General features: G+C 54.0%; 11 protein-coding genes. 5 read left to right on the forward strand and 6 right to left on the reverse strand.

Translation table 11 applies throughout. From position 1 onward, the window contains the following. Window positions 1–57 precede the first annotated feature (57 nt). Window positions 58–1,341: a PDZ domain-containing protein gene (locus tag EJQ19_RS20155; RefSeq protein WP_126143033.1), complete on the forward strand. Its 1,284-nt coding sequence runs from the start codon at window positions 58–60 to the stop codon at window positions 1,339–1,341. Between the two features lie 60 nt (window positions 1,342–1,401). Here the strand turns inward: EJQ19_RS20155 and EJQ19_RS20160 are convergent, their stop codons facing one another. Together EJQ19_RS20160 and EJQ19_RS20165 are read right to left on the reverse strand one after the other, a co-directional pair. Beyond that, the gene (locus tag EJQ19_RS20160) at window positions 1,402–2,223 is read right to left on the reverse strand and encodes an OmpA/MotB family protein (RefSeq protein WP_126143034.1); all 822 of its coding nucleotides are present in this window, start codon (window positions 2,221–2,223) and stop codon (window positions 1,402–1,404) included. Then, on the reverse strand, window positions 2,207–3,001 hold the full coding sequence (locus EJQ19_RS20165) for a flagellar motor protein (RefSeq protein ID WP_126143035.1): 795 nt from the start codon (window positions 2,999–3,001) through the stop codon (window positions 2,207–2,209). Before EJQ19_RS20165 ends, EJQ19_RS20160 begins: the two co-directional genes overlap by 17 nt. Window positions 3,002–3,272: 271 nt before the next feature. Between EJQ19_RS20165 and uvrB the strand changes: the two genes are divergently transcribed. The 4 genes from uvrB (at window position 3,273) to EJQ19_RS20180 (ending at window position 9,360) form a co-directional block, all read left to right on the forward strand. Further along, complete coding sequence (uvrB, locus tag EJQ19_RS20170) at window positions 3,273–5,270, forward strand: excinuclease ABC subunit UvrB (protein WP_126143036.1); 1,998 nt, start codon at window positions 3,273–3,275, stop codon at window positions 5,268–5,270. A gap of 38 nt (window positions 5,271–5,308) precedes the next feature. Beyond that, the gene (gene uvrA / locus EJQ19_RS20175) at window positions 5,309–8,200 is read left to right on the forward strand and encodes an excinuclease ABC subunit UvrA (protein ID WP_126143037.1); all 2,892 of its coding nucleotides are present in this window, start codon (window positions 5,309–5,311) and stop codon (window positions 8,198–8,200) included. 435 nt (window positions 8,201–8,635) lie between these two features. After that, window positions 8,636–8,785, forward strand: a complete 150-nt coding sequence (locus EJQ19_RS31920) for a hypothetical protein (protein WP_164716640.1) — start codon at window positions 8,636–8,638, stop codon at window positions 8,783–8,785. Between the two features lie 374 nt (window positions 8,786–9,159). Continuing rightward, entirely contained in the window at window positions 9,160–9,360 is a 201-nt protein-coding gene (locus tag EJQ19_RS20180) for a hypothetical protein (protein WP_126143038.1), read from the forward strand. 116 nt (window positions 9,361–9,476) lie between these two features. Here the strand turns inward: EJQ19_RS20180 and EJQ19_RS20185 are convergent, their stop codons facing one another. The 4 genes from EJQ19_RS20185 to EJQ19_RS20200 all read right to left on the reverse strand — a co-directional run. Beyond that, window positions 9,477–10,445, reverse strand: a complete 969-nt coding sequence (locus EJQ19_RS20185) for a sugar phosphate isomerase/epimerase family protein (protein ID WP_126143039.1) — start codon at window positions 10,443–10,445, stop codon at window positions 9,477–9,479. A 49-nt stretch (window positions 10,446–10,494) separates the two neighbouring features. Beyond that, window positions 10,495–11,652 (reverse strand): MBOAT family O-acyltransferase, encoded by a 1,158-nt coding sequence (locus EJQ19_RS20190; RefSeq protein ID WP_126143040.1) that lies wholly within the window; start codon window positions 11,650–11,652, stop codon window positions 10,495–10,497. A 146-nt stretch (window positions 11,653–11,798) separates the two neighbouring features. Then, the gene (locus EJQ19_RS20195) at window positions 11,799–12,701 is read right to left on the reverse strand and encodes a hypothetical protein (RefSeq protein WP_126143041.1); all 903 of its coding nucleotides are present in this window, start codon (window positions 12,699–12,701) and stop codon (window positions 11,799–11,801) included. 251 nt (window positions 12,702–12,952) lie between these two features. Beyond that, the coding region (locus tag EJQ19_RS20200; protein ID WP_126143042.1) for a class-II aminoacyl-tRNA synthetase family protein at window positions 12,953–13,775 on the reverse strand (823 nt) is incomplete at its 5' end.

Raw genomic sequence — 13,775 nt, forward strand, 5'->3', positions numbered from 1 at the left:
ATAGGGAGGCTGCGATTGCGGCCTTCCTATTTTTTAGTGTGTTAGGAGCTTGATTCGATGGACGTGTGGAATCCTTTGCTGGACCGCGGGCTGCATGCCTTGGGACAGCTGCTCATCAATCCTTTTTACTATATAGGCATCGTGTTCATTGTGCTTCACTACCGGAAACAAATTCAATTGGAGCGCAAGCTGTTTCATACCCGCCTGCACTCCTTGCTGAGTGAAACGTGGCGGGTTGTGCTCTGGGGCTGGGTCGGCGGCATCTGCGCCTCGCTGCTGCTTGCTTTGGTTGGGGTCAGCCTGCACGCGGACGCGGTGCTCCTGCTCTGGGGCATCACCATCGTGTTGATGCTCTTCCGCATTCGGTTCCTCTGCCTGGCGTACGCCGTCGGCATCCTCGGCATCGCGCAGGCGGTGCTGAGCTGGCTGCCGAATGCGGACAGCTTGCAGCAGTCGTACGCGCTCGCCGCTACTGTGGCAGGCGCTGACATTCCGTCGCTGCTCGTCATCGTGGCTGCGCTGCATCTCCTGGAAGGGCTGCTCGTCTCCACGCAGGGTGCGCGCATGGTCAGCCCGCTGTTCCTGGAAGGCAAGCGCGGGCAAATGATCGGCGGCCAGCAGCTGCAAGGCTTCTGGCCGGTGCCGCTGTTCCTGCTCGTGCCCTTCGCAGGCGGCAGCACGGCGGAACTGCCGTGGCCGACGCTGTTTGCGCCGGAGCTCGGCATGGGCTGGACGCTGCTCGCGTTCCCGGCGATGATCGGCTTCACGGAGCTGACGATTTCCAAGCTGCCGCGGAAGCAGGCCAAGTTCAGCGGCAATTTGCTGTATGTGTATGGCCTCGTGCTGCTCGGTGCAGCGATTGCCGCACATTTCTGGTCGCCGCTGATGCTGCTCGGCGCCTTGCTCGCCATCGGGCTGCACGAAGGGCTGCTCTACTATAACGCCTGGTCGGAAGATAAGCAGATTCCACGCTATATGCACGCGATGAACGGCCTGATGGTGCTCGCTATTGTGCCGGGGAGTCCGGCCGAGGAGTTGGGCATTCAGGTCGGTGAAATCATTCATAAAGTGAACGGCCACCGCATTCGGCACCGCACGGACCTGCACGCGGCGATGAGCCTCAACTCCGCATACTGCCGGCTTGAGGTGCTGAACGAGCAGGGCGAGGTGCGCTTCCTGAAGCGGGCGATTTACGCCGGCGAGCATCACCAGCTCGGTATCGTGCTCGCGCCGGACCAAGAGGTGCGGTACTTCATGGAGCAGCGGCCGATGCATTTGTTTTCCTATTTGCGCGGCAAGCTGACCGGTTTATTAACCAACGATTCGACGAAGTCGATGTAGCATTTGAAAAAGAAAACCGCCCTTCTGCCAGGTTAGCTGGCGTTGGGGCGGTTTTTCGTTTTATGATTTCGGTGTCGTCGGAGCGATATCTTCACGCAGAATGATGATTTCCACCCGCCGGTTTTTGCTGCGATTCTCTTCGCTCGTGTTCGGCACTTTCGGCATCGTGTCCGCGTAGGCCGTGGCGACGAACTTTTTGTCGTCCAGATGGGCTGTTTTGCTAAAATAGCGGAGCACGGAAAGGGAACGAGCGAAGGAAAGTCCCCAGTTGTCTTGGAACTGAGAGCCCGGTGCCAAAGGGAGATCGTCGGTGTGGCCTTCAATGCTGACTTTGCTGTTCAGTGTCGGGAAGAGCGACGCCAACTTTTGCAGAATCGGTAAGGATGGACCCTTGAGATCGGCTTTGCCGAGATCGAACAGGAAGAGATCGTTCAACGTAATCGCGACGCCGCGCTCAGTATCCGTTGCAGAGACCTGTTGCTCCAGATTCTGGTCCTGGATATAGCTTTGTACCTGCTTGAGCAGATCCTGCAGCTCTTTCTCGCGCTTCTCCTTTTCGTTCTCCTCCGGTTTGGTCTGATTGTTCTCTTCCTTCTTCACATCTTGATTTTGCTGAGTATAATCTTTGTCCTTGCTGTCCGCATCGCCTTGCTTCGGCGTCATTTGACCTGAAATGCCGTGCCCCTTATCCAGAATTGAATCGGCTTTCTGGAACTGGAGGTTTAAGGCTTGGGCCAAAACGGAATACTTCTGTACATCGACTTTACTCATGGCATACATGATGATGAAGAAAACGAGCAGCAACGTAATCAAGTCCGCGTAAGTGATCAACCAGCGCTCGTGATTGACGTGTTCTTCGGGTTTTTTACCTCGCCTCGCCATTGTCCTGGGCCTCCTCTGATACTTGCTTGGTTGATTTATCGTGGAGGAAGGAAGTCAGTTTTTTCTTGATCAACTGCGGATTCTCACCGGCTTGCAATGCGAGAATGCCTTCGAGCATCAATTCCATTTCACTGACCATTTCTTTGCCGCGGATTTTGATTTTGTTCGCAATCGGCAGGTAGATCAGGTTCGCACTCATAACCCCGTAGAGGGTGGCGGTAAAAGCAACCGCGATCGCAGGCCCCAGGGACGACGGGTCTTCGAGATTGCCGAGTACGTGAATGAGGCCCATGACCGTACCGATGATCCCCATCGTCGGCGCATAGCCGCCGCCTGCTTCGAATACTTTGGACATGTTGGTCACTTGATGTTCAATGGCGTCCATTTCGAGCTCCAGAATTTGCCGGGTAAGCTCCGGGTCCGTACCGTCAACGACCATCAGCAGACCGTCTTTGAGGAAAGGATTTTCATGCTCCTGTGCGCGCTGTTCCAAGGCGAGAACTCCTTCGCGGCGGGCGACGGAGGCCATGTCAACGATTTCATCGATGGTCGCCCCGGGATCGCGTTTGACATTGCGAAAGGCGATGCCGAGCGCTTTGGGAATATTTTTGAGAATAGAGCCTGGGAAAGAAACGGCAACCGCGCCGAATGTTCCGCCGAAAACGATGAGCATGGCGCTTGGAATCACCAAGGAAGCCAGGTGGCCGCCATCCCACATATACCCGCCAACCAAACCTGCCAGACCCAAAACCAACCCTAATACCGTTGTCAAATCCATGACTGTACCACTCCTAATTTAACTAAAAAGATAGGGAGCACTCACGCATAAAAAAGGTGCCGCGAGACAGGCAGAAACAACCTATGCCGTTTGCATCCCGGATTCAAAAAGAGTATAATAAGAAAACGAGAACAAACATTCCTATGTGGGAATATGTCGAATCCTCATAGATGTGGGCGAATGTACCATAGACAACTATATCGGAAAGTGCTACATGAAAGTTTATAGGATAAAAGTCTCGATTTATCTCGAAAAATGTAGGTGATAAAAGATGAGCGACTTGATTTTGAGCTCGAAGAAGTTCGAGCTGGTGTCGGAATTTTCCCCACAGGGCGACCAGCCGCAGGCGATTGAAGCGATCGTCCGCAGTATTGAGGCCGGCAATCGGCATCAGACATTGCTGGGTGCGACCGGAACGGGTAAGACCTTTACAGCGGCGCAAGTCATTGCCAGGCTGAACCGTCCGACGCTGATTATTGCCCATAACAAGACATTGGCTGCGCAATTGTGCAGCGAGTTTAAAGAGTTTTTTCCTCACAATGCCGTCTCCTACTTCGTCAGTTACTATGACTACTACCAACCGGAAGCCTACATTGCCTCATCGGATACGTACATCGAGAAAGATTCCAGCGTTAATGAAGAAATTGATAAGCTTCGCCACTCGGCGACCAGCTCTCTGTTCGAGCGCCGCGACGTCATCGTCGTAGCCAGCGTGTCGTGCATTTACGGTTTGGGTTCTCCGATGGAATACGGGAAGCTGCTGTTATCTCTTCGCGTAGGGATGGAGAAATCGCGTACCGAGATTTTGCACCGCTTGGTGGACATTCAGTATCAGCGGAACGATTTGAACTTTGTGCGCGGGACATTCCGCGTGCGCGGCGATGTCGTGGAGATTTTCCCGGCTTCGCACAGCGAGCGGGCGATTCGGGTGGAGCTGTTCGGCGACGAGATCGAGCGCATCACGGAGATCGATGTGCTCACCGGCGAGATTATCGGCCAGCGCGATCACGTCGCGATTTTCCCGGCGTCTCACTTCGTGACGGCGGAAGATACGATGAAGCGGGCGCTTGTGAACATCGAGCGGGAGTTGGAAGAGCGGCTGGCTGAGCTTCGGGAGCAAGGTAAGCTGCTGGAAGCGCAGCGGCTGGAGCAGCGCACGCGCTACGATATGGAAATGATGGCGGAGATGGGTTTCTGTTCCGGTATTGAGAACTACTCGGGGCCGCTGACGTTCCGCGAGCGGGGCGCAACGCCTTATACATTGATGGACTACTTCCCGGACGATATGCTGGTGATGGTCGACGAGTCGCACGTGACGCTGCCACAGATTCGGGCGATGTTCAACGGTGACAAAGCGCGGAAAGAAGTGCTGGTGGAGCACGGCTTCCGGCTGCCGTCGGCGCTGGATAACCGTCCGCTTCGTTTCGAGGAGTTTGAAGAGAAAGCGAGTCAGCTTTTATATATTTCGGCGACGCCAGGCCCTTACGAGCTTGAGCATTGCCCGGAAATGATTCAGCAGATCATCCGTCCGACGGGGCTGCTCGATCCCATTGTTGAAGTACGTCCGACCAAAGGTCAAATCGACGATCTGATTGCCGAGATTCAGGACCGCGTCAGCAAGGATGAGCGTGTGCTCGTGACGACACTGACGAAGAAGATGTCGGAAGATTTGACGGATTATTTTAAAGACATTGGCATTAAAGTGAAGTATCTGCATTCCGATATCAAGACCTTTGAACGGATGCAGATATTGCGGGATCTGCGCCTCGGTACGTTCCACGTACTGGTGGGGATCAACCTGCTCCGGGAAGGTCTTGATTTGCCGGAAGTGTCGCTCGTGGCGATTCTCGACGCCGACAAAGAAGGGTTCCTGCGCTCAGAGCGCTCGCTGATTCAGACGATGGGCCGTGCGGCGCGTAATGCCGATGGTAAGGTCATCATGTACGGCGACCATATCACGGAGTCGATGGACAAAGCGATTACCGAGACGCGCCGCCGGCGGGCGATTCAAGAGGCCCACAACGAGAAGATGGGCATTACGCCGCAGACGATCGCGAAGAAGATTCGCGATGTGATCGAGGCGACGAAAGTCGCCGAGCAGAAGGCGGATTACCTCGCCGATGCCAAGGGTGCGAAGATGTCGAAGAAAGACCGCGCTTCGCTGATCGAACGCATGGAAGCCGAGATGAAAGAGGCGGCGAAGAACTTGCAGTTCGAGCGTGCGGCGGAGCTGCGTGACGCAGTGATGGAATTGAAGGCCGAAGCTTAGAGGAAGTTTCAGGGTCGAATAGGGGAGGAAGGGTTGTTTTGTCTAGAGATCAGATCGTCATTAAAGGAGCGCGAGCTCACAATCTGAAAAATATTGATGTCACGATTCCGCGCGATAAGTTCGTCGTACTCACGGGACTGAGCGGATCGGGGAAATCATCGCTGGCCTTTGATACGATTTATGCGGAAGGACAGCGGCGGTACGTCGAATCGCTATCGGCTTACGCGCGCCAATTTCTTGGTCAAATGGATAAGCCGGATGTCGATTCCATCGAAGGCTTGTCGCCGGCCATCTCGATCGACCAGAAGACGACGAGCCGGAATCCCCGTTCGACCGTCGGGACGGTTACGGAGATTTACGATTATTTGCGGCTGCTGTTTGCCCGCATCGGTCGTCCGCACTGCCCTACACACGGCATTGAGATTACGTCGCAAACCGTGGAACAAATGGTCGATCGCATTATGGAGCATCCGGAACGAACGCGTATTCAAATCTTGGCTCCAATGATTTCCGGCCGCAAGGGCGAACACACGAAGCTGCTGGCTGATGTGCAGAAGCAGGGCTTTATTCGGGTACGCATCAACGGCGAAACGATGGATCTATCCGATAAGATCGAGCTGGATAAAAATAAAAAGCATACCATCGACGTCGTCGTCGACCGGATCGTGCTCAAGGACGATGTTCATACCCGTCTCGCCGACTCGCTGGAGACGGCACTGAAGCTGGCGAACGGCCGGGTCATCGTCGATGTGATGGAGAAGGAAGAGCTCCTGTTCAGCCAGAACCTGGCGTGTCCGGAGTGCGGCTTCTCCGTGGAAGAGCTGGCGCCGAGAATGTTTTCGTTCAACAGCCCGTTCGGAGCATGTCCGGAGTGTGACGGCTTGGGCAGCCAAATGATCGTCGATCCTGAGCTGCTAGTACCGGATACGAAGCTGACGATCGAAGAAGGTGCGTTTGAAGCTTGGGCGGGTTCAACGTCCAACTATTACCCGCAATTTCTTGCAGCGGTATGTGAGCATTATAAGATCCCGCGCGATAAGCCGGTAGCCGAGCTCACCGCCGAGCAGATGAAAGTTATTCTGTACGGTACAGGCGGGGAGAAGATCCGCTTCCGGTACGAGAACGAAATGGGCGCGACCAAGGAAGCGCTTGTGCCGTTCGAAGGCATTATTCGCAACCTGGAGCGCCGATTCAAAGAGACGTTCTCCGATGGGATTCGTGAGCATATCCAGACGTACATGAGCACAAAGCCATGCCCGAAATGTAAAGGGCAGCGGCTGAAGCCGGAGACACTGGCCGTTACCATCAACGGTAAAAACATCGCCTATGCGACATCGCTCTCCATCGGGGACGCGGACGAGTGGTTCCGGAATCTCGACTTGAACGAGAAGGAGCTCACGATTTCGAATCTGATTCTAAAAGAAATTCGAGCTCGTCTCGGCTTCCTCGTGAACGTGGGGCTCGACTATTTGACGATGCACCGCTCGGCTGGGACACTGTCCGGCGGTGAGGCGCAGCGGATTCGTCTGGCGACACAGATCGGCTCGAGCCTCATGGGCGTACTCTACATCCTCGACGAGCCGAGCATCGGTTTGCACCAACGCGATAACACGCGTCTGATCCAGACATTGGAGCACATGCGCAATCTCGGCAATACGCTGATCGTCGTCGAGCACGACGAGGATACGATGATGGCTGCGGATTACATTATCGACATCGGGCCTGGTGCCGGCATCCACGGCGGACAAGTGATCGCCCAGGGAACGCCGACCGAGCTGATGGCGGATGACAACTCGCTGACCGGGCAGTATCTGAGCGGGAAGAAGTTCATTCCGGTGCCGGCGCAGCGCCGCAAACCGTCGGATAAATGGATTGAAGTGAAAGGCGCCAAGGAGAATAACTTGCGCAATGTCTCCGCCAAGATACCGCTAGGGGTATTTACGTGCGTGACCGGTGTATCAGGCTCGGGCAAAAGTACGCTCATCAACGAGATTCTGTTCAAAACGCTCGCGCGCGAACTGAACGGCGCCAAAGTGCGCCCGGGCGAGTACAAGGAGATCCTTGGGCTGGAGCATGTGGACAAGGTCATTGACATCGACCAATCGCCGATTGGCCGCACGCCGCGCTCCAATCCGGCGACGTACACAGGCGTGTTCGATGACATCCGTGATGTATATGCGAATACGAACGAAGCCAAAGTCAGAGGCTACAAGAAAGGCCGCTTCTCGTTTAACGTGAAGGGCGGCCGCTGTGAAGCTTGCCGCGGCGACGGTATCATCAAGATCGAGATGCACTTCCTGCCGGACGTGTACGTGCCTTGCGAAGTGTGCAAAGGCAAGCGCTACAACCGCGAGACGCTGGAAGTGAAATATAAAGGCAAGAGCATCAGCGAAGTGCTGGAGATGACGATTGAGGACGGCTGCGAGTTTTTCAAAAACTTGCCGCGCATCCATCGCAAGCTCACGACGCTGCTGGACGTAGGGCTGGGCTATATGACGCTCGGCCAGCCGGCGACGACGCTGTCCGGGGGCGAAGCCCAGCGTGTGAAGCTCGCGGCGGAGCTGTACCGCCGCAGCACCGGCAAGACGATCTACATCCTGGATGAGCCCACGACGGGGCTCCATATCCATGATATCGATCGTCTGCTGAAGGTGTTGCACCGCCTCGTCGAGAGCGGTGAGACAGTCCTCGTCATCGAGCATAACCTCGATGTCATTAAGACGGCGGACTACCTGCTCGATCTGGGGCCGGAAGGCGGCAGCCGCGGCGGCCAGATCGTGGCGACCGGCACGCCGGAGCAGGTTGTGAAAGTGGCCGGATCGTACACCGGCCAATATTTAAAGCCGATCCTCGAGCGGGATCGGGCACGCTCCAACGACGACGCGGCCCGGCTCGCGGTGTTGGAGGGTTCGGTTGGCGCGGCGAAGTAAGCACCAGTGAAGAGCAGGCCCCCGGTCATGAAGGATCGGGGGCTTTTTTGCGCCGGAATGTGGGCGGCCTTGCACCCGAATGGTCGCATCGCCGGTCGGATTTTGGATGTGGATGTTGCAGCATATCCCAAATTCACTACCGAAGCCCCAATTTCATATGCTTTATGCAGGCAGCAGCCGGATGCAGTAAGAAGATCCGTTCACACGCACATACAATGCTCATAAAATAGTATGAAACGCTTACAATTTAATAGTTTGCTAAGACTTAATTGAATAGGTCAGTCTTCGACAATTTAACCCTCTATCCTTGATAACCAAATTGGGCCTATAATGAAGGTAGCTTAAAAATACGGTCTGGCCCATGAACACGTACATAACCGACACTGCACATATACATCCATTCAATTTATCAACGTATTGGAGGTCATTGTCATAATGAAACGGACGTTAGAATTGCAAGAGATTGTATCTGCTTTAGGGATTGACCCGGCGCGGTTTTTGGAGTGGCAGGAGAAAGAGCTTGGTTATGAAGCGTTCGATATCTTCCCGGAGGAGTCGGTGGAGGAACGCCAGTTGAGCGTTTAACGCTGCATGCAGGGCACCTGAATAGTGCTCGCTGAAGCGAGGACGTCGGTCGGACAGCTTTTACAGGGGTCATTTCCAGGCAACATGAGGATGAGGATCAGGCCCGGAACGGAAGGTTATTTGAGCCTGTGCGGCGAATTGGATGCCGTGCGGGCTTTATTTTGTTTTACTGGTGTAAAGCGGCTCGACATCTGTAATAAATTTTCGCAGGGATGGACAATTTATACTTAACTGTGAAGCAGGCTCCGCAAAAAGGTGACAAACTTGTTACACATGCCGGGAACCACTTGCATCTAGTGTCCAGACAGGCTAACATAGTAATTAAAATAGCAGGACGTGTGCCTTGCACCGAGTTACGAGAAGGAGGTTTCACCATGTTATTAGCAGAAGCAGCTGCATCCACGAGCACGTACACAGGCTTCGACATTTATGTCTTGATTTTCACATTGATTATCGCAATCGGGGTTATTAAACAACTGGTTTCGCCTAAAAGAAACCTGTTCGCACTAGCTTGGGGAACAATTGCCTTCCTAGTGTTCGCATTCATGGACGTTATCATGATTAAAGGTTGGTAAGCGAACCGGCTTTGCCTTACATACCGTCCGAACAAAAAGCCCGCAGGTCCAAGATCTTCCGATCTTGACGCCTGCGGGCTTTTTGCGTTACCTCTGCGGCTGCAGCGACGAGGGGATTATACCCACCACATCTCGCCCAGCGGCTCGCGGATGAGCACCTGTTGCAGGTTCGCTACCGCTTTGGAGAAACCTTCGTCAACGGACATCAAGCCGTCTTCATGCTCGATACTCACGACGTAGTCGTAGCCGACCAGACGCAGCGCGGAAATGATGTCCGCCCATACTTTCAGGTCGTGGCCAAAGCCGACGGAGCGGAACTGCCAGGAACGATCCAGCATGTTCGTGTAAGATTGCATATCCGTTACGCCGTAACGGTTCGTATTATTGTAGTCATGCGAAGTATCTTTGGCATGGAAGTGATGAATCGCACCTGCGCGGCCCAGGATTTGGACAGCTTGTACAGGGTCGATCCCTTGCCACCACATATGGCTTGGGTCAAGGTTGGCACCAATGACCTCGCCAACCGCTTCGCGAAGGCGAAGAAGAGTCGCAGGTGTATGTACGGAGAAACCGCCGTGCAGCTCGAGACCGATTTTGATATTGCGATCGGCTGCGAATTTGCCTGTTTCTTTCCAGTAAGGAATGACTTTATTCGCCCATTGCCAGTCGAGGATTTCTTGGAAATCGTTCGGCCAAGGAGCAACCGGCCAGTTCGGATATTTCGCATCTTCGTGGTCGCCAGGGCAGCCGGAGAACGTGTTCACAACCGGAACTTCCAGGCGCTCTGCAAGCTCAATCGTTTGGATGATCGCGTCGTGGAACTCTTTAGCGACCGCTTTTTGCGGGTGAAGCGGGTTGCCGTGCGCGCTCAGTGCGGAGATCGTGAGGCCGCGGGATTCAACCGCTTGCTTAAACGCTTTTAGCTTGCCAGCGTCCGCCAGCAGCTCAGCTGGGTTGCAGTGCGCTGTACCCGGGTAGCCGCCTGTCCCGATTTCAACCGCATCAAGGCCTTTGGCCGCGATATAATCGAGGGCTTCTTCGAAAGATTTACCGCCGAATAAAACCATAAAAACGCCTAATTTCATGACGTACACCTCCATTATTGGTAACAAACAATCAGATCAAATTATACCACTATCCCGCCGTAAAATGAAACAAGCCGCGATAGATGCGAAGCACCGTTTCGTAATTGGAACTGTAAATAATAACGGAAATCGTCACCAGCGCCTGCGTCACGAAACAACGGAAATAGAAGTACGTTTTGGATACTTTTTTGCGTTGGACGGTCGTGATCTTGAACCAGTTCTCAATCGCCAGGATGAGGCCGTGGTACAGTCCATAGAAGAAGTACAGCCACGTGAAGCCGTGCCAAAGGCCGATCAGCACCATGATGAGGATGGAGAGGGCTGAGGCGAGACCGCGGGACGGCGCTTTGCGTGAGAAGAACATAAAGATGTGATCCCGGAAAAAGTCCCCCAGCGTCGCGTGCCAGTTCCGCCAAAACTGCGTCATGGACGGGGAGAGGAATGGCTTTTTGAAGTTTTCGGGCATCGTGTAACCCATCAATCGGCCGAAGCCGATTGCCATATCCGAATAGCCCGAGAAGTCGAAGTAGATGATCGCGTAAAACCAGATAAGCAGGAAGACGGACTGCAGCGTGTACAGCTCGCCCTTCAACACGTGATCGAACACAGAGGTCATCCAGGTGACGAGGACGATTTTTTTAAACAAGCCCAGGATCACGCGCTTCACGCTATCCTCGAACAGCTTGGCATCCACGGTGTACGGCTTTTTCGTATCTGCCATAAAGTCGCGGAATTTCAAGATCGGCCCGGACGTGAAGGTCGGGATGAACAGCACATAGTTGGCGTAATCCAGCGCCGGCACCTCGCCGTCTTTTCCGAAGAAATAGGCGAAGTAGTAGGCATCAATGACTTTTAACACGTTATAGATGAGACCAAGATAAATGACCGCGTCGAACATCGGATTGTGGAAAATCCCCATCACGAAGAAGCGGACGCCGAGAAACACACCGACGACATTCGCGGCGATGCCGAAAATAAAGGCCGTTTTCCGCCAGACGGAGGTGCGGCACAAATAGATGAAGCCGAGATAATTGATGACCGTGTACACGGCATAGAAAACAAACAGCTTCTGGCTGAACAGCAGCAGAAAGCACAAGCTGAAAATCAGCATCAGAATGCGCTTATTGTTCGCCCATCTGCGGGTGAGCATCAGCACGGCGACCATGCCGATCATCGCGATGATGGCGTTCATGTGCATATAAAACATAGGAGAACTCCTCGCTGGCTTGGAATGCTGGGACGTGTCTGAACACCCACCTTCGGAGCATTCAGACACGCCCTAGAACTTTTCGTAGATGAACAAACCTTTGCCGGTAAAATATATGAGCACGAGATACAGCATCACGAGGTAGATCAGGATTTCGGCGGTTTTCCTAAGGAATTTAACCACGTGTCAACCTCCTTCGTAAAAATCGGTGCGCCATCTTCACGATTCAAGTGGACGAGATCATGGAAATAGGGGGGGTCATACGTGTGCATGAGATCCAGCACGGGCACCCCGGCGGCCTGCAAGCGACCGTTCACATCTTGCTTCAGAGACGCCACATAAGGCGGATCCGCATAGCCTTTGTTCCACGGCATCCAGATCACGCGCAGCGCCAGCCTATGATCGTTCGCGTAGGTCAGCACCCAGTCCAGAGCGTCCAGATTTTGCTTAAAATCTTTCAAGGCCATCGCGCCGAACCGTTTGTCGTAGTCGTCCCACTTGGACTTCAAGTACGCATCGTCCTTGCGTCCGGGGTACAGCTCCTTATCGATCCAGCGCGGCTGGTAGTCGAGGCTGCCCTTCAACAGATTCTTGGCGAACTCCTCGCCGGAATCGCGGAAATAATCGCGGTACGTATACACGTACGGCTGATACCACGGTTTGAACCACTGGTAGGTCGGGTCGGTTTCCAGTGGGTCGAGCATCGTATGGACATCAATCCCGATGACCAGCTCCTGTTGGACATCATAGAGCTTGTCCTGCAGAATGCCCTTCAGATCCGTCAGTTTGCCGTAGGAGAGCCCCATTTCGACGAGCGGATGGGTAGACTTCTCTTCGATATAAGCGCCCGTCACGGACGAATTGCCGAAGAACACGGGGCCGGAGCGCGACCAGTCGTGATGGTAGAGCGTTTTGGTAAAATCGTTTTTGTAAAAACGCCGGGACGTCTCCATCGGATCCCACCGGGTGATGAGCAGGTTTGACACCACGACGGCGAGCAGGAGCCCGAGGATGAAGCTGTTTTTTTTCAAATAAGCGGCTGCTTTCATAGAATCACTCATTATCGTAGTAGTGGTGGGGCAGGGGGCAAAATTGCGTAAAGTACGGGTGAAAAAGGTATAGCACAGATAGAGCACGGAAAAGCTTGGATGGCCACGGTGCAACACGCTTATCACGACTAGGGCGAATAGGCTGAGCAAAGGCCGGAACTATAGGGCAAAACAAGGAGCAAGCCCACTCGCCGGTACGAACTGCAGGCAGCTCTGAAACCGGATAGTGGGCTAGTGTTATGGGTTAAGGGCTACAGTGCCTTCTCCTGCCAAGCGTGGTACTGCTCGCGGAAGGAGGCGGGCCAAGCTTGCTCATCCAAGCCGTATTGGGCCAGGAACGCGAATGCCCAGCGCTCGATGCCGAAGCCGACGCAGCCGGTGACGGCGTTGCGTTTGCCCATTTTGATATTAAATGCGTTGCCGAACGTGTTGCTGTGGAAGTTGACGGAGGAGCAGGCAATCGACTTCTTCACATGCGGAATCGTCAGACGCAGCTCGTATTTCATCTCTTGGTTGCGTTGGAAGGACGCTTTCACTTGGAAATCGTTCGTAAAGAACGGATCGTTCGCGATCTCCAGCATGCTGTCCACGTTCCATTCCACAGCAAGCTCTTTCAGATACTCGATCGATTTCAGACGGTTTTCCTTTACGAAGTCCGGCTTGCCGACGAAAATAATTTCGCGCATCGAGAAATCGAGCAGACGTCCGAAATCGGAATGGTTTTTGGATTCGAAGCGGTGGCATTTCGCAATGGCTGTCACAACGATGCCTTCGCCTTCGAGCGTTTCATTCTCAAGCCCTTCGTAGCAGTGGTAGCAAGTTGATGGATTCATCATGAAATTCGGCTTCACCATGTTATTATCCAGCGCCAGTGGCTGCTCATGAACCCACCCGCCCGCCTCGCGGATCGATTGGGAGAACGACTCGATGACATCCAAATCTTCGCGCAGGTGCGTAACGAAATGGATATGCTCCGGGAAGGAGGTAAAATGGTTCGTTTTATTGAGCGTGTGGCTGTGAATGACCGCCGGATATTGCTCCTCTTTGACGCCCTCGAAACGCTTCGCAATCTTC

The sequence above is a fragment of the Paenibacillus whitsoniae genome (assembly GCF_003955665.1).
In the GTDB taxonomy this organism is placed as follows: domain Bacteria; phylum Bacillota; class Bacilli; order Paenibacillales; family NBRC-103111; genus Paenibacillus_E; species Paenibacillus_E whitsoniae.

What these genes read in the sequence shown, in the direction of transcription:
- EJQ19_RS31920 (WP_164716640.1), top strand. Translation starts at nt 8,636, where the DNA reads ATGAAACGGACGTTAGAATTGCAAGAGATTGTATCTGCTTTAGGGATT.
- EJQ19_RS20165 (WP_126143035.1), bottom strand. Translation starts at nt 3,001, where the DNA reads ATGGATTTGACAACGGTATTAGGGTTGGTTTTGGGTCTGGCAGGTTTG.
- EJQ19_RS20160 (WP_126143034.1), bottom strand. Translation starts at nt 2,223, where the DNA reads ATGGCGAGGCGAGGTAAAAAACCCGAAGAACACGTCAATCACGAGCGC.
- EJQ19_RS20190 (WP_126143040.1), bottom strand. Translation starts at nt 11,652, where the DNA reads ATGTTTTATATGCACATGAACGCCATCATCGCGATGATCGGCATGGTC.
- EJQ19_RS20155 (WP_126143033.1), top strand. Translation starts at nt 58, where the DNA reads ATGGACGTGTGGAATCCTTTGCTGGACCGCGGGCTGCATGCCTTGGGA.
- uvrB (WP_126143036.1), top strand. Translation starts at nt 3,273, where the DNA reads ATGAGCGACTTGATTTTGAGCTCGAAGAAGTTCGAGCTGGTGTCGGAA.
- EJQ19_RS20180 (WP_126143038.1), top strand. Translation starts at nt 9,160, where the DNA reads ATGTTATTAGCAGAAGCAGCTGCATCCACGAGCACGTACACAGGCTTC.
- EJQ19_RS20185 (WP_126143039.1), bottom strand. Translation starts at nt 10,445, where the DNA reads ATGAAATTAGGCGTTTTTATGGTTTTATTCGGCGGTAAATCTTTCGAA.
- EJQ19_RS20195 (WP_126143041.1), bottom strand. Translation starts at nt 12,701, where the DNA reads ATGAAAGCAGCCGCTTATTTGAAAAAAAACAGCTTCATCCTCGGGCTC.